This window comes from Sphingomonas sp. Leaf62 (genome assembly GCF_001421915.1).
Classification (GTDB): Bacteria; Pseudomonadota; Alphaproteobacteria; order Sphingomonadales; family Sphingomonadaceae; genus Sphingomonas.
Window position 1 is genome coordinate 591,698 of the sequence record NZ_LMLN01000028.1, and the last position, 20,868, is coordinate 612,565.

Below are 20,868 nucleotides of genomic sequence, written 5' to 3' on the forward strand. Positions count from 1 at the left end.
AGAATCATGACCAACGATCCAATCCTGCAGGTGCTCGAAGCCTGCGAACAACGCCGCAACGCCCGGCGCGATTTCATCCGGTACGCCGGCACCGCGGCGGTCGCGACCGCCGGCGCATCGCTGCTCGCGGCATGCAGCGACAGCGGCGGCGGTCCGATCAACGGCGCTACCCCCACGCCGACGCCGACGGCCACCGCCGGTGTGACCGATGCCGATGTGTTCAACTTTGCGCTGAACCTCGAATATCTGGAGGCGCAATTCTATGCATTCGCCGCCAATGGCAGCGGCCTTCCGAACAGCAGCCTGACCGGAACGGGCACGCAGGGTGCGGTCACCGGCGGGCGTCAGGTGACGTTCTCCGATCCGCTGGTCGCCCGGTACGCGCGCGAAATCGCGGCGGACGAACTGGCGCACGTCAACTTCCTGCGCGCGACGCTGGGATCGGCGGCGGTGGCGCAGCCGGCGATCGATATCGGCGTGACCGCGACCAGTGCCTTCTCGAACGCGGCCCGTGCCGCCGGACTGATCGGCACCGGCGCGGCGTTCGACGTATATGCCAATGACGAAAACTTCCTGCTCGGCGCGTACATCTTCGAAGATGTCGGCGTGACCGCGTACAAGGGGGCGGTCGGGTTCATCAGCAACAAGACCTTCCTCGAAGCCGCGGCCGGCATCCACGCTGCCGAGGCCTATCACGCCGGCCTGGTCCGCACCGTGCTGTATCGCAAGGGCGTGGCGACACCCGCGCTTCTCGACGCCGCCGACGCGATCTCGAACGCGCGCGACAGCCTCGATGGCAGCACCGATCTCGATCAGGGGATCCGCGCGACCGGCAGCGGATCGACCCTCGCGTCGAACATCGTTCCGACCGACAACAGCGGCATCGCGTTCAGCCGTACGCCGGGTCAGGTGTTGAACATCGTGTACCTGAACCGCACCGCCCAAACCGCCGGCGGCTTCTTCCCTAACGGGGTCAACGGCACGATCCGGCAGAGCGCCGCCAGCGGAACCTGACCGACCAAAAATCAACGGGCCGTTTCGAAAGGAACGGCCCGTTTTTTATTGTCTGAGCGCAATTGCTCGAACGAGATCGGCAGGCTCAAGGCCCGACGCGAACCAGCCGGTCATAGGCGGCCTCGGCAGAGCCATAGGTATCCGCCGCCAATGCCAGCAATTTGTCCCGTTCGCGCACGATCACCCGCCCGCGCACCGACCGGATCGCATGCGCTTCCTCCAGCCGGTGCAGTGCATCGGTGATGCTGCTGCGCCGTACGCCCAGCATGATGCGGAACTCCTCATGCGTCATCGCGATTTCGTCGCCGCGCACCCGGTCATGATAGAGAAGTATCCACCGGGCCAACCGCCGTTCGACCGGATGGCCCAGTGCCGACACCACCGTTCGCCCCATCTGGATCATGAAAACCTCGATGAAGCGCAACAGCGCCCGGCGCAGCGTCTCGCTCTGGTCCGCCGCCTCCGTCACCCGCTCGACCGGTATCCGCAGGGCGGTACCAGGCTCGGCGCGCAGGATGGTCGCATAGGGGGAACGATCGTCGCCCAGAAGCACCGGCCAACCCAGATAGCCTTCGTTTCCGATCAGCCCGACCGCGTGCAACCGCTCGCCTTCTATCGCATCGAGCAGTGCGGCGATGCCGGCATCGAGGAAATAGAGATGCTCGATCCGCCCCCCTGCCGGAATGATGACGTCGCCGACCGCGATCGACACCCGTTCGAGGTGCGGCGACAGCAATGCGAAGTCGGCATCGTTCAACTGGGCCAGAAACAGATTGGCGGACATCCGCCGGCCGGCGGGGCTGGTCGTTGCCCGGTTCGATACCCCGGCATGGTCGTGCTGCAAGCTCATCCTCGCTCCGTACAAAATCTTGCCAAGGGGATCTCAGTCCGTCGCGTACCAACGGTGGAGCGCCGTCCGGGTTGCCATATAATCGTTACGCGCACCCGGGCGTCGATCCGCATTGCCGTTTGCGCACGGGTTGCATAGACAGTGCGCGACCGTGCCCAGCATCCATGCCCTTGCCAATCCTCGTCGATTTCTGTCGATCGCACGACCGCTGACTCCGGTGCTGCTGTGGGGCGGGCTGGTCCTGTTCCTGTTCGGCTGCTGGGCCGGGCTGACGCAGACGCCGGCCGATTATCTGCAGGGGGAAAGCGTCCGCATCCTCTATGTCCATGTTCCGGCGGCGTGGCTCGGCATGGGCGGCTGGTCGGGACTGGCGATCGCCAGCATCGTCTATCTGGTGTGGCGGCATCCGCTGGCGGCGGTCGCGGCGCGGGCTATCGCGCTGCCGGGTGCGGTCTTCGCCGGCATCTGTCTGGCGACCGGATCGATCTGGGGCCGGCCGACCTGGGGAACGTGGTGGCAATGGGACGGTCGACTGACCTCGATGCTGCTGCTGTTCTTCGTCTATCTCGCCTATCTGGCATTGGCGCGGGCCGATGCCGATCGCGATGGCGACGGCCGCATTCCGGCGCTGTTCGGGATCGCCGGCACCGCGCTGCTGCCGGTCATCCGCTATTCGGTGCTATGGTGGTACACGCTGCATCAGGGGCCGAGCATCACGCTGACCAAATCGACGATCGATCCATCGATCCTGTGGCCGCTGGGTTTCACCGCCGGTGGTGCCAGCCTGTTGTTCGGCGGTATCGTGCTGATGCGGATGCGCGCCGATCTCGCCCGGATCAAGGCGGAGGCGCGGATGCGCCGCCGGGCCGCGATATGAACCACTGGCCCTTCATTCTCTCCGCCTATGGCCTGACGATCGGCGCGATCGTCGCGCTGGTCGTGTTCGCATGGGTGGCGATGCGCCGCGCGGAGCGGGGATGACCCCCAAACGGCAACGCATGACGCTGGCATTGCTGGCGGTGATCGCCATCGTCGGCGCGGTGCTGCTGGCGATGTCGGCGCTCAGCGACGAAGCGGCGTTCTTCTACGCGCCCGGCGATGCGGCCTCGGCCCCGGTCGACAAACCGGTGCGGCTGGGCGGGATGGTCGCGCCGGGATCGATCCGGCGCATGGCCGATGGCGTAACCATCGCCTTCACCGTGACCGATGGCAAGGCGACCGTGCCCGTCCGCTTTTCCGGCATCGCCCCCGATCTGTTCCGTGAGAATTCGGGCGTAGTCGCCGAGGGGCGGTTCGTGGCGGGCGGCGGTTTCGTCGCCGACAACCTGCTTGCCAAGCATGACGAACGCTACATGCCGCCGCAGGTCGCCGGAAAGATGCACAAGAGCGAAAGCATCGCCAAATGATCGCCGAAGCCGGTCTTGCCGCGCTATGGCTGGCGGCGGCGATGGCGCTGTTGCAGTTCGCGATGGCGGCGATCGCGCTGTCGTCGCGCGCGCAGGAACCGCCGCAGATCGTTCGCGACCTGCTGGCGGCGGTGCGGCCGGTGGCGGTGGCGCAGGGAGTGCTCGCGCTCGGCGCGTTCGCGGCACTGATCGCGCTGTTCGCGCGCACCGATCTGTCGGTGCTGCTGGTCGCCGAAAATAGCCACAGCGCGAAGCCGATGCTGTACAAGGTCGCCGCGACGTGGGGCAATCACGAAGGGTCGATGCTGCTATGGGTCACCGTGCTGGCGGTGGCGGGCGGCGGCATGGCCCTGTTCGAACGGCTGCTGGCCGCGCGCACCCATGTCGCGACGCTGGCGGCACAGGCGGCGATCGCGGCGGGTTTCTACGCGTTCCTGCTGTTCGCGTCCAACCCCTTTGCCCGCCTGTCGCCGGTGCCGCTCGACGGCCTCGGTCTCAATCCGTTGTTGCAGGACCCCGGTCTCGCCTTCCATCCGCCGACGCTCTACCTCGGCTATGTCGGGCTGTCGGTGGCGTTTTCCTTCGCGGTCGGCGCGCTCGTCACGCGCGATGTCGGCCGCGATTTCGCGCGGGCGATGCGGCCATGGGTGCTGGGCGCGTGGATATTTCTTACGATCGGGATCACGGCGGGCAGCTACTGGGCCTATTACGAGCTGGGCTGGGGCGGCTGGTGGTTCTGGGACCCGGTCGAAAACGCCTCGCTGATGCCATGGCTGGCGGCGACCGCGTTGCTGCATTCGGTGACGGTGCTGGCGACCCGCGACGGCCTGCGCGCCTGGACGATCATGTTATCGGTTGTCGCCTTCTCGATGTCGATGGTCGGCACCTTTCTGGTCCGATCGGGCATCCTGACCAGCGTCCATGCCTTTGCCGTCGACCCGACGCGCGGCAGCTTTATCCTTGCGCTGCTGATCCTGTATATCGGCGGCGCGCTGGCGCTGTTCGCCTTTCGCGTCGGGACCGTGCGGCAGGGCGCGCTGTTCGAACCGGTCAGTCGTGAAGGCGGGCTGGTGCTCAACAACCTGCTGTTGTCGGTCATCCTTGGCATCGTCCTGATCGGTACCCTCTATCCGTTGCTCGCCGAAGCATTCGGCGTGCAACTCTCGGTCGGACCGCCCTTCTTCAACCGCGCCGCCGGGCCGGTCGCGCTGTTGCTGGTCGCGGGGATGGCGGTCGGGCCGTTGCTGCGCTGGCGACGTGATCGGGGCGGCGCGGTCGCACGGCGGATCGCGATACCCGGCGCGGTGACGCTGATCGCGTTCGTCGCTTTGCTGTTCACCGGTGCCGGCTGGATGCCGATTCTCGGCCTGTCGTTCGCCGCCGGTCTGGCGGTCGCCAGCGTCCTGCCGCTGGTCGGGCGCAGTCCGTGGCGCACGCCACTGCCGATCTGGGGCATGGTCGTCGCGCATTTCGGCATCGCCGTCAGCCTGGCCGGCATGGCCAGCGACAGCGCCTTCACCGCCGAACGCCTCGTCGCTGCCGCACCGGGCGAAGTGAACCGCGTCGGGCCGTTCGGCATCCGCTTCGACGGGATCAAGCCGGTCGTCGGCGACAACTGGTCGGCGGTGCAGGGGCGGCTGATCGTCACCCGTGACGGCGACGCGCCCTTCCTGTTGCGGCCCGAACAGCGGTTCTTCGCCAATCCCCCGACCGAAACCAGCGAAGCCGCGCTCGCGACCTTCTGGGACGGACAGCTCTATGCCGTCCTCGGGCGCGACGATCATGGCGGGCGGCGGCAGTTGCGGCTGTGGTGGAAACCGTTCGTGACGCTGATCTGGGCGGGCGGCGGGCTGATCGCGCTCGGCGGGTTCGTGTCGCTGGTCGGGCGCGTCCGGCGGCGGAGGATGCGGTGAAGCGCAGGGTGCTCTGGCTGCCGCTGCTGGCCTTCGTCGCCATCGCTGTGCTGTTCGCGTGGATGTTGACGCGTGAGCCCGATCGGCAGGTCCGCTCGCGCCTGATCGGTCAGCCGCTGCCGGCCTTCACGCTCGCTCCGGCGGTGCCGGGCAAACCGGGTCTGACCACCGCCACCTTCCGCACCGGTCAGCCGCGCCTGCTCAACGTCTTTGGCAGCTGGTGCGTCCCCTGCGCCGCCGAAGCACCGCAACTCGCCAAACTCGCTGCGGCCGGTGTGCCGATCGACGCGATCGCCATCCGCGATACGCCGGAGAAGGTCGCCACCTTCCTGCGCGACTATGGCGACCCCTATGCCGCGATCGGCGACGACCGCAACAGTTCGGTGCAACTGGCGCTCGGGTCGTCGGGCGTCCCAGAAACCTTCGTCATCAATCGCGAGGGTCGCATCGCCCATCAACATATCGGCGCGATCCGCGACGAAGATGTGCCGGTCCTGCTCGCCGCACTGAAGGCGGCCCGGTGAAGCGCGCGCTCGCCCTGACCCTGCTGCTCGCCGGACCGGCATCGGCGCAATCGAACGTGCCGCCGCCCGCACTTGCCGACACGCAACTGCCCGACGCGACGCAGGAGCGATCGGCCAAGGCGCTGATGGAAACGCTGCGCTGTCTGGTCTGTCAGGGCCAGTCGATCGCCGACAGCGACGCCGACATGGCCGCCGACATGCGCGCGCTGGTTCGCCAGCGGATCGCGAGCGGCGAGCAGCCCGACCGCGTCCGCGACTGGCTGATCGAACGCTATGGCGACTATGTCAGCTATGATCCGCCGCTGTCGCCTGCGACCGGCCTGTTATGGGCGACGCCGTTGCTGCTGCTCGGCATCGGCGTGGGTTTGGCGCGGCGCAGCCTGAAGCGGGGACGGCGATGAACGGTTGGCTGATCCTTGCCGCACTGCTGATCGGCAGTTTCGCGCTGCTCGTCGTCGCGCGCGTTTCGCGCCCGCTATGGGGCTTCGTCGGTGCGGCGCTGATGCTGGGGGCCGCCGGCTATGCGTGGCAGGGGCAGCCCGAACTGCCCGGCGCTCCGCGAACGGCGCAGCGCGTTACCGAACCGGTCGATATCGCTGCCGATGATCTGCGCGACGCGATCTGGGGCCGGTTCACCTACGATTACGCCTATACCGTCGCCGCCGATGGTCTCACCCGCGCCGGCGCGACGCAGGCGGCGGTGAATGCGGTGCTGGGCGGGCTGCAAGGCAATCCGCAGAGCGCACGCCTGTATACCCGGCTCGGCACCGCAATCCTCGCCCATGACGGCGGTCGCGTGCTGTCGCCTGCGGCGAAACTCGCCTTCGCGCAGGGCATCGCCAACGCGCCGGACCATCCGGGGCCGTATTTCTATTACGGCATGGCGCTGATCCAGACCGGCGACCTACCCGGTGCGAAGCGAGCATGGCTGGCGGCGCTGAAGCGGGCGCGGCCCAATGCCTCGTACCGGGTCGATCTGGCAACCCGGCTGGTGCTGCTCGACCGGTTGATGGCGATGCGGCCAGGGTTCTAATGTAGTCCCATTCCGTTCGGTTCGAGCAGTTTCGAGCCTGTCGAGAAGCGTATGTCGAGAACGCTTGGGGATGGGTACCGCCTTCTCGACTACGGTTCTCGACGGGCTCGAAGCGAACGGGTGGCGTTCGGAAAGATTCCTAGTTCACCCCGCGCCCGGTCTTTTCCTGCAACGCATCGATTGCCTTCGACGCGTCCGCCTTGGTCAGCGTATCGTCGAACGGCTCGCCGGCTTCCTCGCTCAGCGTCTTCAGATACGACGCCTGCGCACCGGTCATCTTCTCGTCCCCGGTCGTCCAGTCGTCCGGGTCCTTCTCGGCGTTCGAAAAGGGTTCGCTCTTGGGATTGGCATGATCGGTCATGGCAGTTCCTTTCGACGCCACCAACCGCCCCGTTCCCAATTCGTTCCGTCAGGTGACCGCGTTGCGCGCATGATAATGCGGCCGGTCCCAACTGCCGTCGCGCAGCAGGTCGGCCAGCACCGCCACCGCCCGCCACAGATCGGCAAACCCGATATAGAGCGGCGCGAAGCCCAGACGCAGCACGTCCGGCGCACGAAAGTCGCCGATGACCCCGCGATCGATCAGCGCCTGACAGATCGCATAGGCTTGGCGGTGCCGGAACGAGACATGGCTCCCCCGCGACCCGGCATCGCGCGGTGACACCAGCGCCATCTCCGGACACTGCGCCTCGACCAGCGCGATACACGCATCCCCCAACGCCTGCCCCTTGGCGAACAACGCCGCGCGATCGACGCCCTCGAACTGTGCGATTCCTTCCTCCAGCGCGGCGATACCCAGAATCGGCGGCGTTCCGCACTGGAACCGGCCGATGTCCGCCGCCGGGGCATAGTCGTCGCCGAACTCGAACGGCGCGGCATGGCCGAACCACCCCGACAGCGGCGATCGCAGCACCGCGTGATGCTGCTGCGCGACATACAGGAATGCCGGCGCACCCGGCCCGCCATTCAGATATTTATAGCCGCAGCCGACCGCCAGATCGGCATTGCAGCCGTTCAGATCGATCGGGACCGCGCCCACGCTATGGCTCAGATCCCACAGCACCAGCGCCCCCTTCGCCTGCGCCGCCGCCGTGATCGCGCGCATGTCGAGCATCGCGCCGCTCTTGTAATGGACATGCGTCAACAGCACGACTGCGACATCGTCGTCGATCGCGTCGACGATATCGGCCACCGCCACCGTCTTCACCCGCCCGTCGCCGACACTCCACGCCGCCCCATCGGCCATATACAGGTCGGTCGGAAAATTGCCCGGCTCGGACAGGATCGTCCGCCTGCCGCCCTGCGCCTTCACCGCCGCCACCAGCAATTTGTAGAGATTGGCCGAGGTCGAATCGGCGACCACCACCTCATGGGGTTGCGCGCCGATGAATGGCGCGATCTTCGCACCGACCCGCCGCCCCGCACCGACCCAGTCATGCGCGTTCCAGCTGCGGATCAGCCCGTTGCCCCACTCCTCGACCGCCACGGCTTGCAACCGCGCCGGGGTCGACCGGGGCAGGGCACCCAGCGAATTGCCGTCGAGATAGATCACCCCCTCGGGCAACGCGAACCGATCGCGAAACCCGCCCAACGGATCGGCGGCGTCCAGCGCCTCCGCTTCCGCCAGCGACCTCACAACGCCACCCGCACGGCCAGCAATTCGGGAAAGAACACCTCGTCGATCACCTTCGCCAGATAGGGGACGCCCGCCGTCCCGCCGGTGCCGCGCTTGAAGCCGATGATGCGTTCGATTGTCTTCAGATGGCCGAACCGCCACAGCTGGACGCGATATTCGAGGTCGACCAGCTTCTCGGCCAGTTCGTACAGATCCCACCACCGATCGGGATCGCGATACACCGCCTGCCACGCCGCCTCGACCGCAGGCGACGCGACATAGGCTTGCGTGAAATCCCGCTCCAGCCGGTCTGCCGGAATGTCGAACCCCCGCCGCGCCAGCATCCGCAGCGCCTCGTCATACAGGCTGGTTCTTGCCAGCGCCTCGGTCAGCACCGCCTGCGCCGCCGGGTCGCCGTCATGCGCCGCCAGCATCCCCGCCTTCTTGGCACCCAGCATATATTCGAGCAGCCGGTACTGGATCGACTGGAACCCCGAACTGCCGCCCAATTGCCCACGCATCGCCGAATAATCGGCAGGCGTGATCGTCGCCAGCACTTCCCAGCTCTGGATCAGCTGCTGTTGCACGCGGGCGACGCGCGCCATCATCTTGAACGCGATGCCCGGCCGGTCGGCGATCAGCGCCTGCCGCGCTGCCTCCAGCTCGTGCAGGCACAGCTTGATCCACAGCTCCGACGCCTGATGGATGACGATGAACAGCAACTCGTCATGGGTATCGGATAGCGGCGTCTGACACGTCAGCAACGTGTCGAGCCGCAGATAGCTGGTATAGGTCGGCCCACGCTCCGGCGGGGCGGGCCGATCCGCCTCGCGGCTTTCCATCAGTGCCCGGCGGGCGGTGGCCCGCCCATGTCACGGAAACTGTCGGGAACGTCGCTGCGTGGATGCCCCGACGGCGTCGGCAGCGGTTCGATCACCGGCGATTCGGGCGTGTCGAAGCCGCCCTCCCACTTCGCGATGACGCTGGCGGCGATCGCATTGCCGACGACGTTGGTCGCGGTGCGCCCCATGTCGAGGAAATGGTCGATGGCGAGGATCAGCAACAGTCCGGCTTCGGGGATATTGAACATGCCCAGCGTCGCGGCGATCACCACCAGGCTGGCGCGTGGCACCCCGGCAATCCCCTTCGACGTGATCATCAACACCAGCAGCATCAGGAACATCTGTCCCCAGCTCAGATCGATGCCATAGGCCTGCGCGATGAAGATCGACGCGAACGTCATGTACATCATCGACCCGTCGAGGTTGAACGAATAGCCGAGCGGCAGCACGAAGCTGGCGATGCGCGGGGGCACCCCGAACCGGTCGAGCGCCTCCAGCGTGCGCGGATAGGCCGCTTCCGACGATGCGGTCGAAAAGCCCAGCAGGATCGGGTCGCGCAGATAGCGCAGCAGCATCTTCACCCGCGGGCCGATGATGGCAAAGGCAATGCCGATCAGCACTGTCCACAGTGCCGCGAGGCCCAGATAGAAGCTGCCCATGAAATAGGCGAGGTCGCCGATGATTCCCGGCCCCCGCTCGGCCAGCGTTGCCGTCACCGCCGCGAACACCGCGAACGGGGCGAAGCGCATGACGTAATCGGTGACCTGCAACATCACCGCGACAAGGCCCTCCAGCGCGCGGACCAGCGGCTTGCCCTTGTCGCCAACGGCGGTCAGCGCGACGCCGATGAACAGCGAGAAGATGACGATCTGCAAAATCTCGTTGGTCGCCATCGCCTCGATACCCGAAGCGGGGAAGATATGGCCGACGAACTTCACGAAATCGAACGCCGGCTTGTCGACGCCGGACGCGGCGGTGACCGGCGGAACCGGCAGGCCCAGACCCACGCCCGGCTGCAACAGATTGACCAGCAACAGCCCGAGCATCAGCGAGATGAAGCTCGCCATCACGAACCAGCCGAACGAGCGCAAGCCGACACGACCCAGCGACGAACTGTCGCCCATATGCGCGATGCCGACGACCAGCGTCGAAAACACCAGCGGCGCGATGATCATCTTGATGAGCCGCAGGAACACGGTGGTCACGGCGGACAGGTAATAGGCGATATTCTTCAGCGTCGCGGTGCCGGCACCGCCGCCATCGTCCAGCGCGGCGTTCAGCGCCCAGCCGAGCACAAGGCCCCCGACGAGCGCGATGAGAATGAAAGTCGTAAGCCGCTTGGCCATGCGTCGTCCCTGATCGTTTGCACGGGAAAGGACGGGAATGTTTCGTCCGGGTCAACCCCGTGCTTGTCTCACCTTGGCAAGTGGCGCGTGCCTGCGTATCGAACCGAAATGACCTCGACCAACGATGTTCGCCGCTCGTTCCTCGATTTTTTCGAGAAGGCGGGCCACGCCCGCGTAGCTTCCGCGCCGCTCGTTCCGCAGAACGACCCGACGCTGATGTTCGTCAACGCCGGCATGGTGCCGTTCAAGAACGTGTTCACCGGCCTCGAAACGCGGCCCTATGTGACGGCCACGTCGTCGCAGAAATGCGTGCGCGCCGGCGGCAAGCATAACGACCTCGACAATGTCGGCTATACCGCGCGGCACCACACCTTCTTCGAAATGCTCGGCAATTTCTCGTTCGGCGATTATTTCAAGGAACAGGCGATCCTGAACGCGTGGACGCTGCTGACCCGCGACTGGGGGTTGCCGGCGGACAAGCTGACCGCGACCGTCTATCACACCGACGACGAAGCGTTCGACCTGTGGAAGAAGATCGCCGGCCTGCCCGATCACCGGATCATCCGCATCCCGACCAAGGATAATTTCTGGGCGATGGGCGACAGCGGCCCGTGCGGACCGTGTTCGGAAATCTTCTACGATCACGGCGACCATATCCCCGGCGGTCCTCCCGGTTCGCCGGATGAGGACGGCGACCGCTTCGTCGAGATCTGGAACCTCGTGTTCATGCAGTTCGAGCAGGACGCGAACGAGATCGTCGGCGACCTGCCCAAGAAGTCGATCGACACCGGCATGGGGCTGGAGCGCATCGCGGCGGTGATGCAGGGCGTGTCGGACAATTACGACACCGACACCTTCAAGGCGCTGATCGCCGCATCGTGCGAACTGACCGGCACCCGTGCGGAAGGGGAGATGCAGGCCAGCCACCGCGTCATCGCCGACCATCTGCGCGCATCCGGCTTCCTGATCGCCGATGGCGTGCTGCCTGCCGCCGACGGGCGCGGCTATGTCCTGCGCCGCATCATGCGCCGCGCGATGCGCCACGCGCATCTGCTGGGGGCCAAGGACCCGTTGATGCACCGTCTGGTCGGCTCGCTCGTGTCCGAAATGGGCGCGGCCTATCCCGAACTGGTCCGCGCCCAGCCGCTGATCGAAGCGACGCTCAGCCAAGAGGAAACCCAGTTCCGCCGCACCCTCGACAAGGGGCTGAAGCTCCTCGACGAAGCGACCGCCGGCATGGCCGATGGCGCGACGTTGGCCGGTGAGACCGCGTTCAAGCTCTACGACACGTTCGGTTTCCCCTATGACCTGACCGAGGATGCCCTGCGCGCGCAGGGCTATGCCGTCGATCGCGCCGGGTTCGATGCGGCGATGGCCGAACAGAAGCGCGCCGCCCGCGCCGCATGGAAGGGTTCGGGGGCCAAGGCATCCGACGAAATCTGGTTCGACGTCCTCGAAACCGCCGGTCCGACCGAATTCATCGGCTACTCGGTGGAGGCTGGCGAGGGACAGGTCGTCGCCATCGTGCGCGACGGCGCGCGCGTCGAATCGGCAGCGGCCGGCGACGAGGTGCTGGTCCTGACCAACCAGACGCCCTTCTACGCCGAAAGCGGCGGTCAGGTCGGCGATGCCGGGACCATGGCGACCGATGCCGGGTTCAAGGCGACCGTCACCGACACCGCCAAACAATTGGGCAAGCTCCACGCCCATGTCGCGACGATCGAGGCGGGGACGCTCAAGGTCGGCGACAGTGTCGCGCTGACCATCGACACCGCCCGCCGCGCGCAGATCCGCGCCAACCACTCGGCAACGCATCTGCTGCACGAGGCACTGCGCGAGCGGCTCGGCGCCCATGTCGCGCAGAAGGGATCGATGGTCGCGCCCGAGCGGCTGCGCTTCGACTTTTCGCAGCCCTCGCCGATCGCGGCGGATGCGCTGGCGCTGGTCGAGGCCGACGTCAACGCACAGGTGCGCGGCAATGGTGGCGTCACCACCCGGTTGATGACCCCCGACGACGCGATCGCGATGGGCGCGATGGCGCTGTTCGGCGAGAAGTACGGCGACGAGGTCCGTGTCGTCTCGATGGGGCAGGACGCCGACGGCACCTATTCGATCGAGCTGTGCGGCGGGACGCACGTCAATGCGCTGGGCGAGATCGGCCTGTTCAAGATCGTGTCGGAAGGCGCGGTGTCGTCGGGCGTCCGCCGGGTCGAGGCGCTGACCGGCGAAGCCGCGCGGCAATGGCTCGGCAACCGCGACGCGAAGCTGCGCGAAGCCGCGGCCGCGCTGAAGGCGACCCCCGACGAAGTGCCGGCGCGCGTCGCGCAGCTGGTCGAGGATCGCCGCCGCCTCGAACGCGAACTCGCCGACGCGAAGAAGGCGCTGGCCCTGTCGGGAGCAAGTGGGGGCGGCGGTGCCGGTGCCGCCCCCGCCGGTCCCGAACAGGTCGGCGACATCGCGTTCCTGGGACAGGTCATCGACGGGTTGGAGGCGAAGGCGCTGCGCGGCACGATCGACGAAGCCCGCACCCGCGTGCCGTCGGGCGTCGTGGCGCTGGTCGCGGTGAATGACGGTCGCGCCTCGGTCGGCGTCGGGGTGTCGAGCGATCTGGTCGGCCGGGTCAGCGCGGTCGATCTGGTCAAGGCAGCGGTCGCGGCACTCGGCGGGCAGGGCGGCGGCGGCCGTCCCGACATGGCGCAGGGCGGTGGCCCCGACGGGTCGAAGAGTGCCGAAGCGATCGACGCGATCAAGGCGCTGCTGGCGGGCTGACGCCAGCCACAAACGGTACCGTACGCCGGCGAACGCCGGGCTCCGGTTGGGAAGGCCCCTGCGAGATGCGGATAGGGTCACCCAACTGGCCCCCGGCCTTCGCCGGCGTACGCAGTTCGTAAGGGTAGGGGCCGAGCCTCCCCAAAATGTATCCCCGCGCAGGCGGGATCCAGAGCCAAGCAGCGCACCACTCGCGACCCTTGGACCCCCGCCTCCGCGGGGGCACATTCTCTACCGGCGGATCGCAACCCTCAAATATACGTCCGCAAAAACTCCGCCAGCGCACATACCGCCAGACTTTGCCCGTACGGCATCGAGGTCAGCGCAATATCCTTGTAGAATTGCTGCGTATCCCCCATCGCCGTCCCGAAGCTCACCTGCTTCAACTCGCCGGTCGCATCGATATTGGCCAGCACGCCGCGCACCGCCTTGATCCCGACCGCCTCATAGTGGCGCGGCAGATACCCCTTCCGGACCGCCTTCAGGATGCCATAGGCGAACCCCGCCGCCGCCGACGCTTCCAGATAGCTGGTCGGATCGACGATCAGCGTGTGCCACAACCCGCTCTCGTCCTGCGTCTCGGCCAGCGTCTTCACCTGCGCCGCCAGCGTATCGATCAGGAAGGTACGGAACGCATCGCCGACCGGCAGGTCGAGAATCTCGATGATCTCCGGAATCGCGATCGTGACCCAGCAATTGCCCCGCGCCCACAGCGCTTCGGCGAAATTGTGCCGCCCGTTAAAGTCCCAGCCGTGGAACCACAGCCCGGTCTTTTTATCGAACAGATATTTGATATGCACGAGGAACTGGCGCTTCGCCTCCTCGACATAGTATGGCCGGCCCAGCAACAGCCCGATCTTGGCCAGCGGCAACACGCTCATCATCAGCGTGTCGTCCCACATCTCACCCGGGTTTTCGTCGTTATAGACGATGTGCTGGAACCCGCCCTCTTCGGTCTTGGGCAATCCGTCCGGGGCCATCAGCCATTCCGCCCACGTATCCAGATAGGGGATATAGCGCGGGTCAGGCTCATGCTCGTACAGATAGGCGAGTGTGATGAACGGCGCGACGGTGTTGATGTTCTTGGTCGGGGTGCCTTCGGCAAAGCGATCCTCGAACCATTGCTTGATGATCGCCAGCGCCGCCTTGTCGCCGGTCTGCTCATAATAGCGCCACATGCCGAACAGGCCGACGCCATGCGTCCATTCCCACCCGGCCCAGCCCTTGGTATCGATGATCCGCCCGTCGTCGAGGTGGAGCAGAAACTCGCCGGTCTCGTCCTTGATATTGACCAGATTGTCCATCAGCAGCGCGATGGCGTCGGTCACCTGTTGGCGGGGAATGTCGTGGGTCAGCGCGGCCATGATTGCTCCGGAAGAAAGGTTGTTTCGTTGAAAATTCGGTGTGCTCCCGCGCAGGCGGGAGCCCAGGGCCACGAGCGTGCCGCCTGCGGCTCTGGACCCCCGCCTGCGCGGGGGTACGGAAAGGGGTGGGGGGTCACTTCGTCAGCACCGTCGGTGCATCGACCATCCGCACCGGCACCCCGCCGCGAACGTTGCGCATTGTCACCAGCCGCACCTGTTCCAGCGCGTTGCCCGGCGCCCCATCGCTGGTGACGGCAAGCGACAGCACGTTGCGCCCGCGATGGTTCAGCACCCCTTCGGGCACGACGAAGGTTCGCTGCGGCCCGACATGGGCGATGAACTGCCCCATGTGCCAGCCATTGACGAACACCAACACCCGGTAATCGACCGGGGACCGGGGAAGCGAGGCATCGCCGAACGACACTCCGATGGTCGCATCCTGCCCCTTCGGAACGTTCAGGTCGAAACTGGTCCGATACCAGTTGGTCCCTGCCAGCGCGGTGGTCGCCGGCAACGTGACCTTCGCCCAGCGCGCATCGTCGAACCCGGGCAGGTGCCATCCCATCCGCTCGCCATATTGCCCGCCATTGTTCGGAACGCCGCGCGCCGGATCGACGATATCCTCGCCGCCCTGCCGCCCCTGGATCTTCCACGCGACGGGAATTGCGAACGACCGGCCGGCCTGTTTCTCGACCGATGCCGACACCAGCCCGCGCGCTTCCTTGTGGAAATCGTCGGCGTCGAGGTCCCAGTTATGGCCGTTGTTCCGCAGCATCACCGACAGCACATGCTCGCCCGGCGTCCGTGCCGCATCGGGCAGGGGGATCGTCGCCGTCCCCGTCGTGATCGGTCGCGGCAACCCGCCGGGCAGTTCGTCCTGCCCGATCAGCTTCCCGTCGAGGAACACCTGCACCATTCCCGACCCGCCGGCCCCGTAATAGAGCCGCAGCCGCTCGGCATCCGCCGTCCCGGTAAAGCGCCCGCGATACCACACGTCGCCCTCATGAAAGCCGTACGCGTCCATCAGCATGTTGGGCTGCCCGTCGGGCCGCGCGGTGATGCTGGCATAGCCGCGATTGTCGATCGCCTGCCATTGACGGTCGTCGAAGCCCGGTTCCGCCTCGGGCGTGCCGGGTGCCATCCGCCAATCGGCCAGCACCGGCAGCGTCACCGCCACCGGACCGGGCAGGGCGCTACGGGCTACGACGCTCCCCGTACTCCCGACACCGGTCGCGACCCGCGCGCCATTCCACGTCACCGATCGCGCCGCCTTGGGCGCCCAGACCTCCAGCGGGGTCGCTTCCTTCGTGTCGCCGGTCAGCGCCAATGCCGACCCACGCAGCGTCGCCGACCGCACCAGCGCCGGCCCGCGCACCAGCACGTCGCCCGACTTCCAGAATTTCGCGACCTCGGCCTCGTCGCCGATCAGCAGCGTCATCGGCGGCCGTCCGCCCCCCGACACCTGCACGCGCGCGAGGCTGCCATGCGCATAATCGAGCCGCAAATCGCCCGTCGCCGTATCGAACGCCGATCGGACGTCGCCCGCTACGACGCGAACGGTCGGCGCGCTGCTATAGCGCAGCACCGTCGTGCCCGCCTCCTGCGCCCGCCCGTACAGCAAGATCACATCGCCGCCATCGATCCGCAGGTGCGACTGCAATTCCGACGTCGCATAGACCAGCCGCTGCCCGCCCAGATTGACACCCGCGACCAGCCACTTCGCATCGAACCCGTTCAGCCGCATTTCGGGCAGCGCATAGCGCCCGTCGGGCAGGTCGGCGGTAATGGTGAAGCGATCGTCGGTCGTCTTGTTCGACGGACTGTGCGTGACCAGCAGGAAGCGCGCGTCGGTCTCGGGCGACTTGTTGTGATAGACCTGGATGTTCGGCGAAGAGATCGTCACCGGCCCCGCCGGCACCATCCCCGCCAGATCGGGCACCGCCGCGATCATGCCCGCCAGCGATTTCAGCTCTTCGGCCTTCTCGCGCACCTCGCGCGTCTCGCTGAACGCCGCGCCATAATCATAGCTGGTGAAGACGACCGGTGCCGGCAGCCAGCCCCAGCTCGTGCCCCCGAACCCCATATAGAAGCTCTGGATGGCGATGCCGTTGGCCAGATTGGTGCCATAGAACACCCGCTGGAACCGCTTTCCCCGCTGGCGGGCATTGCATTCATACCCGCCGTTCGACCCCCAGTAATCGAACCAGCCGCCGCCGAACTCCGCCGCGAAGCCCGGCGTGTTCGGGCTGGCCGAAGCCCCGCCGCGCGCGCCGCCGGGACCGTAAAAGCCCCAGTCGGGCGCCGCCGACCCGCGCGTCACCTTGCCACCGACAGTGCAGGTACCGCCGGGATAGCCGTCGAACGCATACAGGTCGGGCGAACCCTCGACCGTCTTCGCCACGTTCGACCCGCGCGGTACCCAATATCCGTTGCGGCCCTGATCGTTGTGGAACAGCGGCACGGTGATCCCGTCCGCCCGCGCCTTGGCGTACAGGTGATCCATATACCGCCCCTGTGCCGGGGTGGTCAGCGCCAATTCGTTTTCGATCTGGTGCAGGATTACCGTGCCGCCCTTTTCGCCCTTCGGGCCGCCGTTGATCTGGTGGCGGGCGATGATCGGGTTGATCTGCGAAAGCCATTCGTCGGCGGCGGCAAGGTAATCGGGGTCGTCGGTCCGCGCCCGCGCCCGCTGGTTCTGCAACCATCCGGGAAAGCCGCCGCGCGTCAGTTCGGCATTCACATACGGCCCGGCGCGGGTGATGACGTACAGCCCTTCCTCCGCCGCCATGGTCAGCAGCCGGTCGATGTCGCGGATGCCGCTGAAGTCGTACTGTCCACGCTTCGGACTGTGGAACCCCCAGTCGAAATAGAAGGCGACGGTGTTGAACCCGCTCGCCTTCATCTTCTGCAACACGTCGCGCCACAGATCGGGAGAGGGAAGACGGAACGCATGGACCTCGGCCGACCAGATGGTGAGCCGCTTGCCATCGATCATCAGCGACCGCGCATCATACGACACGCGCCCGAATTTCTTGACCGGCGCGGCGAGATTGGCGGTCGGCTTCGCGGTCTGCGCCACCGCCGGCGTCAACATCGACGCGGCAACGCCACACAGGAGCAGGCTACGGAACATGCCGGTCATGCCATGTGGAACATGGGGGTGAGCGACCATTCGAGCGGGCGGTTGTCGGCCTGCGTGTCCATCAGCGGCGCCATCGACTCCCACCACCGCTGCATGATCGGATGCTGGGGCAGGGTATCGCGCCGGTTATCCTCGGCCAGTTCCAGCGTCGCGAACAGCGCGCCGGTCTCTTCGTCGAGGAAGATCCAGTAATCCGAAATCCCCGCCTCGCGCAGCAGCGCCGACAATTCGGGCCAGATCGCGTCGTGGCGCGCACGATACTCGGCGGCCATCCCCGGCTTCAACTGCATCCGAAACGCGTGGCGCGCCATCGGCCCCTCCTGTATGTTCACTATGTGAACGTTATATTCAAAATATAGAATGACGGATGATTCGGGTCAATCGCTACGTGTCACCTTCGTCAACTTCGCCCCCTCGACATCCTCCAGTCCGATCGCCGCCCGTCCGTCGCCCGCCGTGGTCAGGGCGAGCCCCTCAACGGTCAGCCCCCGCACATGCCGGCACCACAGCCCCCATGCCGGGGTCGGCCCGAACATGCTCGGCTCGGGATAGGCGTCGGCCAGTTCCGGCGGCGGCGGCACGGGCTGCCCCCCGCCCAGATAGGAAAGGCTGATATCGCGCAGGGTTACGTCCTCGATTCGGTACCCCGGCAACCCCGCCAGCGTCGCCGCGAACCGGTGGTCGATCCCCGTCGCCCGCAGCCCCTCGATCACCACGCCGCGGATCGCGCCGACCCCGGTCCCCGCCGGCCCGCGCCGCCGGTCGCCGATCCGCAGGAACAGCGGTGCGGTGGTGACCTCGGTCATGGTCAGGTCGCGGACCACCACGTCCTCGATCACCCCGCCATCGACCGTCTCCAGCGCCAGCCCCCGCGACCGCTCGAACCGGCATCGCTCGATCCGAATGCGCCGGAAACCGCCATTGCTCTCGGTGCCCAGCTTGATCCGCCCGGTCACCCGGTCGCGGTCGGGTGCCAGCTGCTGCGTCCGCCCCCGCGTGCCGTCGATCAGCGTTCCCGGATCATAGCCCGACACCACGCAATCGCGCACCGTCACGTCGCTGCACGCGATCGCCCGCCCCAGCGCAAAACTGCTTTTCAGAACAATGGCATCGTCATTGGGCGTGTTCACCCGGCACCGCTCGACCAGCACGTCCTGCACGCCGTCGAGGTCGATCCCGTCACGATTGGTATCGATGCTCAGGTCGCGCAGCACCATGCCGCTGCAGCCGGTGGCAAGGATCGCGAAATGCCCGCCGCGCGCGATCGTCAGCCCCTCGATCCGCACGTCCTGCGCATCGACCAGCGCGATCGCCTTGTTTCCCAACCCGGCCATCCGCGCCGCATCGGGTTCCAGCCGCGCAATCTCCTCGGCCGTCATCTGCCGCATCGACAGCGGCCGTTCGCCCGCCTGCTTGCGCCAGCGCGCACCCGGCCCGTCGCGGGTCAGACCTTCGCCATCGATCGTCCCCGGCCCGAGGATCGCGACCCGCTTCACGCCGTCGCCGACGATCAGGCTGTTGTGCCAATGGCTATGCCCGAAATCCTGATACAACTGCTCGCCGCGATCCTCGGGCAGTGCATAGTGCCCGGCGTCGCGATCGGGATCGGCCGCGACGATCACCGCGCCCCGCTCCAGCACCAGCGTCACGTCGCTGGCCAATCGCACCGTAAAGCACCGGTATCGCCCTGCCGGAACGACGACCGTCCCGCCGCCCACCGCCGCATCGATCGCGCGCTGCACCGCCGCCGTATCGAGCGTGCGTCCATCGCCCGTCGCCCCGAACGCCCGCACGTCGAACCGCCGCGCGGCGTGGGCGGGAAAGGGCAGGGCGAGCATCCCCAGCAACATGGCGCGCCGGTCGATCAATTGCCGTCCGGCCGCACGTCGCTACGCGCCGCACTCGGGACGATCGCCACCGCCGCCGGCCGCGGCGGTCGTGCCGGATCGAACCGTGCCGATGTCACATGCGCCGCCATGCCGGGCAGGGTCCGGATGCCTTCCGCGACCGCCCGCGCCAACAGCCACGCGCCATAGTTATTGTGGTGCGTCCGGTCCGCCCCACCATCGTTGAACGCCTGCGGACTGACCGCCGGACCCAGTGCTTCGTAGATCGCGATGCTGGCCGCGTTCAGATCGATCACTGCCACCCCCTCTTCGGCACCGACCGCCCGCACCGCCGCCGGATAGTCGCCGAGCGACGGCTGTATCCGTCCCGCCGCATCGAAATTGCGTCGTTCGGGACTGGTGACCAGCACCGGTGTCGCGCCACGCCGTCGGGCCTCGGCGATATAGGCCTTCAGATAGGCACGATAGGTCGTTCCCGCCTCGACATAGGTCTGCGGCCACTGCGCCTTCTGATCGTTATGGCCGAACTGGATCAACAGCCAGTCGCCCTTGCCGATCGTCGACAGCACCTTGTCGAGCCGCAATTCGGTCAGGAACGATTTGAGCGTTTCACCGGATTCGGCATGATTGGCCACCGCGACCTGCCCATCGAGAAAGGCGGGCAGCATCTGCCCCCAACTTGCGGCCGGTTCGGACGGCTGATCGGTGACGGTCGAATCGCCGACAAGGTACAGCGTCGGCACCTCGACCGGTTCGATTCGCACGGTATGGACGGCGGCGTCACCCAGCAGCTCCAGAGTCAGCCGATCGTCCCAGGTCGGACTACCGATCTCGCGCGGCTTCAGGCGCACCATCGTACCACCCGGCGCGTTGGCCGGCGGCGGCGTCAGCGCCGCCGTTCGCGTATTGACGACGAAGCTGCGTTCCAGTCGCTGCCCGGCGCGCGTCGCCACCCGGTCCAGCATCAGCCGTCGCGCCTCTGCCTTGACCGTCGTCGTCGCCGCCCGTTTGTCGCCGATGGTCAGCGTGACCCGCCAATTCCCTTCCGGCACCGTCACCGAGAACCGCCGTCCGCCACCGGCTTCATACCCATATCCGTCGCGATAGGGTCGATCGCGCTCGACCCGGATCTCTGCGCCCCTTGGCGTGGCATCGCCGAGCCGGTAGGTCACGGGCACCGCCTGTCCGGCGAGCAGCATCGCC

Annotated in this window: 19 protein-coding genes; 9 read left to right on the top strand and 10 right to left on the bottom strand. The window is 66.9% G+C overall.

The genetic code is table 11. From position 1 onward, the window contains the following. Positions 1 to 6: 6 nt before the first annotated feature. A complete protein-coding gene (locus tag ASE91_RS14265) occupies positions 7 to 1,014 on the top strand; it encodes a ferritin-like domain-containing protein (RefSeq protein ID WP_056627112.1) in 1,008 nt (335 codons plus the stop codon). An 85-nt stretch (positions 1,015 to 1,099) separates the two neighbouring features. Here ASE91_RS14265 and ASE91_RS14270 read toward each other — a convergent pair whose 3' ends face one another. After that, positions 1,100 to 1,864: a Crp/Fnr family transcriptional regulator gene (locus tag ASE91_RS14270; RefSeq protein WP_056627113.1), complete on the bottom strand. Its 765-nt coding sequence runs from the start codon at positions 1,862 to 1,864 to the stop codon at positions 1,100 to 1,102. Between the two features lie 151 nt (positions 1,865 to 2,015). Here ASE91_RS14270 and ccmC point away from each other — a divergent pair, with 151 nt between their 5' ends. From ccmC to ASE91_RS14300, 7 genes are read left to right on the top strand one after another with little or no spacing between them, the layout of a single operon-like run. Continuing rightward, on the top strand, positions 2,016 to 2,741 hold the full coding sequence (gene ccmC, locus ASE91_RS14275; RefSeq protein ID WP_082449252.1) for a heme ABC transporter permease CcmC: 726 nt from the start codon (positions 2,016 to 2,018) through the stop codon (positions 2,739 to 2,741). Continuing rightward, positions 2,738 to 2,845, top strand: a complete 108-nt coding sequence (locus ASE91_RS19725) for a heme exporter protein CcmD (protein ID WP_156357845.1) — start codon at positions 2,738 to 2,740, stop codon at positions 2,843 to 2,845. The genes ccmC and ASE91_RS19725 overlap by 4 nt, the downstream gene beginning before the upstream one ends. Further along, positions 2,842 to 3,270 (top strand): cytochrome c maturation protein CcmE, encoded by a 429-nt coding sequence (gene ccmE, locus ASE91_RS14280; RefSeq protein ID WP_056627114.1) that lies wholly within the window; start codon positions 2,842 to 2,844, stop codon positions 3,268 to 3,270. Before ASE91_RS19725 ends, ccmE begins: the two co-directional genes overlap by 4 nt. Continuing rightward, a complete protein-coding gene (locus tag ASE91_RS14285) occupies positions 3,267 to 5,183 on the top strand; it encodes a heme lyase CcmF/NrfE family subunit (protein WP_056627115.1) in 1,917 nt (638 codons plus the stop codon). The genes ccmE and ASE91_RS14285 overlap by 4 nt, the downstream gene beginning before the upstream one ends. Next, entirely contained in the window at positions 5,180 to 5,707 is a 528-nt protein-coding gene (locus ASE91_RS14290) for a DsbE family thiol:disulfide interchange protein (RefSeq protein WP_056627116.1), read from the top strand. The genes ASE91_RS14285 and ASE91_RS14290 overlap by 4 nt, the downstream gene beginning before the upstream one ends. Further along, entirely contained in the window at positions 5,704 to 6,108 is a 405-nt protein-coding gene (locus tag ASE91_RS14295) for a cytochrome c-type biogenesis protein (protein WP_056627117.1), read from the top strand. The genes ASE91_RS14290 and ASE91_RS14295 overlap by 4 nt, the downstream gene beginning before the upstream one ends. Next, on the top strand, positions 6,105 to 6,740 hold the full coding sequence (locus ASE91_RS14300) for a tetratricopeptide repeat protein (RefSeq protein ID WP_056627118.1): 636 nt from the start codon (positions 6,105 to 6,107) through the stop codon (positions 6,738 to 6,740). Before ASE91_RS14295 ends, ASE91_RS14300 begins: the two co-directional genes overlap by 4 nt. A gap of 139 nt (positions 6,741 to 6,879) precedes the next feature. Here the strand turns inward: ASE91_RS14300 and ASE91_RS14305 are convergent, their stop codons facing one another. Genes ASE91_RS14305 through ASE91_RS14320 form a run of 4 tightly spaced genes read right to left on the bottom strand, consistent with a single transcriptional unit; the run spans position 6,880 to position 10,543 of the window. Further along, complete coding sequence (locus ASE91_RS14305) at positions 6,880 to 7,101, bottom strand: DUF3072 domain-containing protein (RefSeq protein ID WP_055994506.1); 222 nt, start codon at positions 7,099 to 7,101, stop codon at positions 6,880 to 6,882. Positions 7,102 to 7,149: 48 nt separating this feature from the next. Next, positions 7,150 to 8,376, bottom strand: a complete 1,227-nt coding sequence (gene kynU / locus ASE91_RS14310; protein WP_082454032.1) for a kynureninase — start codon at positions 8,374 to 8,376, stop codon at positions 7,150 to 7,152. Beyond that, positions 8,373 to 9,197: a tryptophan 2,3-dioxygenase gene (locus ASE91_RS14315; protein WP_056627119.1), complete on the bottom strand. Its 825-nt coding sequence runs from the start codon at positions 9,195 to 9,197 to the stop codon at positions 8,373 to 8,375. Before ASE91_RS14315 ends, kynU begins: the two co-directional genes overlap by 4 nt. Further along, entirely contained in the window at positions 9,197 to 10,543 is a 1,347-nt protein-coding gene (locus ASE91_RS14320) for a dicarboxylate/amino acid:cation symporter (protein ID WP_056627120.1), read from the bottom strand. The genes ASE91_RS14315 and ASE91_RS14320 overlap by 1 nt, the downstream gene beginning before the upstream one ends. A 108-nt stretch (positions 10,544 to 10,651) precedes the next feature. Between ASE91_RS14320 and alaS the strand changes: the two genes are divergently transcribed. Next, positions 10,652 to 13,312: an alanine--tRNA ligase gene (alaS, locus tag ASE91_RS14325; protein ID WP_056627121.1), complete on the top strand. Its 2,661-nt coding sequence runs from the start codon at positions 10,652 to 10,654 to the stop codon at positions 13,310 to 13,312. A 251-nt stretch (positions 13,313 to 13,563) separates the two neighbouring features. Here alaS and bglB read toward each other — a convergent pair whose 3' ends face one another. From bglB to ASE91_RS14350, 5 genes are all read right to left on the bottom strand, one after another. Beyond that, positions 13,564 to 14,676 carry a beta-galactosidase BglB gene (gene bglB, locus ASE91_RS14330; protein ID WP_056627122.1) on the bottom strand — a complete coding sequence of 371 codons (1,113 nt, stop codon included), beginning with the start codon at positions 14,674 to 14,676 and terminating at the stop codon, positions 13,564 to 13,566. Between the two features lie 133 nt (positions 14,677 to 14,809). Beyond that, positions 14,810 to 17,809, bottom strand: coding sequence for a glycoside hydrolase family 35 protein (locus ASE91_RS14335; RefSeq protein WP_082454048.1), 3,000 nt, complete (start codon positions 17,807 to 17,809; stop codon positions 14,810 to 14,812). A gap of 5 nt (positions 17,810 to 17,814) precedes the next feature. After that, on the bottom strand, positions 17,815 to 18,129 hold the full coding sequence (locus ASE91_RS14340) for an L-rhamnose mutarotase (protein ID WP_056627123.1): 315 nt from the start codon (positions 18,127 to 18,129) through the stop codon (positions 17,815 to 17,817). A gap of 66 nt (positions 18,130 to 18,195) precedes the next feature. Beyond that, positions 18,196 to 19,683, bottom strand: coding sequence for a rhamnogalacturonidase (locus tag ASE91_RS14345; protein WP_443024546.1), 1,488 nt, complete (start codon positions 19,681 to 19,683; stop codon positions 18,196 to 18,198). Next, positions 19,683 to 20,864 carry a rhamnogalacturonan acetylesterase gene (locus ASE91_RS14350; protein ID WP_056627252.1) on the bottom strand — a complete coding sequence of 394 codons (1,182 nt, stop codon included), beginning with the start codon at positions 20,862 to 20,864 and terminating at the stop codon, positions 19,683 to 19,685. Before ASE91_RS14350 ends, ASE91_RS14345 begins: the two co-directional genes overlap by 1 nt. Between the last annotated feature and the right edge of the window lie 4 nt (positions 20,865 to 20,868).

Excerpts from the sequence above, each read along its gene's own strand:
- ASE91_RS19725 (WP_156357845.1), top strand. The coding sequence starts at position 2,738 with ATGAACCACTGGCCCTTCATTCTCTCCGCCTATGGCCTGACGATCGGC.
- ASE91_RS14320 (WP_056627120.1), bottom strand. The coding sequence starts at position 10,543 with ATGGCCAAGCGGCTTACGACTTTCATTCTCATCGCGCTCGTCGGGGGC.
- ASE91_RS14300 (WP_056627118.1), top strand. The coding sequence starts at position 6,105 with ATGAACGGTTGGCTGATCCTTGCCGCACTGCTGATCGGCAGTTTCGCG.
- alaS (WP_056627121.1), top strand. The coding sequence starts at position 10,652 with ATGACCTCGACCAACGATGTTCGCCGCTCGTTCCTCGATTTTTTCGAG.
- ASE91_RS14305 (WP_055994506.1), bottom strand. The coding sequence starts at position 7,101 with ATGACCGATCATGCCAATCCCAAGAGCGAACCCTTTTCGAACGCCGAG.
- ASE91_RS14285 (WP_056627115.1), top strand. The coding sequence starts at position 3,267 with ATGATCGCCGAAGCCGGTCTTGCCGCGCTATGGCTGGCGGCGGCGATG.
- ASE91_RS14315 (WP_056627119.1), bottom strand. The coding sequence starts at position 9,197 with ATGGAAAGCCGCGAGGCGGATCGGCCCGCCCCGCCGGAGCGTGGGCCG.
- ASE91_RS14340 (WP_056627123.1), bottom strand. The coding sequence starts at position 18,129 with ATGGCGCGCCACGCGTTTCGGATGCAGTTGAAGCCGGGGATGGCCGCC.
- ASE91_RS14350 (WP_056627252.1), bottom strand. The coding sequence starts at position 20,864 with ATGCTGCTCGCCGGACAGGCGGTGCCCGTGACCTACCGGCTCGGCGAT.
- ASE91_RS14335 (WP_082454048.1), bottom strand. The coding sequence starts at position 17,809 with ATGTTCCGTAGCCTGCTCCTGTGTGGCGTTGCCGCGTCGATGTTGACG.
- ccmE (WP_056627114.1), top strand. The coding sequence starts at position 2,842 with ATGACCCCCAAACGGCAACGCATGACGCTGGCATTGCTGGCGGTGATC.
- bglB (WP_056627122.1), bottom strand. The coding sequence starts at position 14,676 with ATGGCCGCGCTGACCCACGACATTCCCCGCCAACAGGTGACCGACGCC.
- ASE91_RS14270 (WP_056627113.1), bottom strand. The coding sequence starts at position 1,864 with ATGAGCTTGCAGCACGACCATGCCGGGGTATCGAACCGGGCAACGACC.
- ASE91_RS14265 (WP_056627112.1), top strand. The coding sequence starts at position 7 with ATGACCAACGATCCAATCCTGCAGGTGCTCGAAGCCTGCGAACAACGC.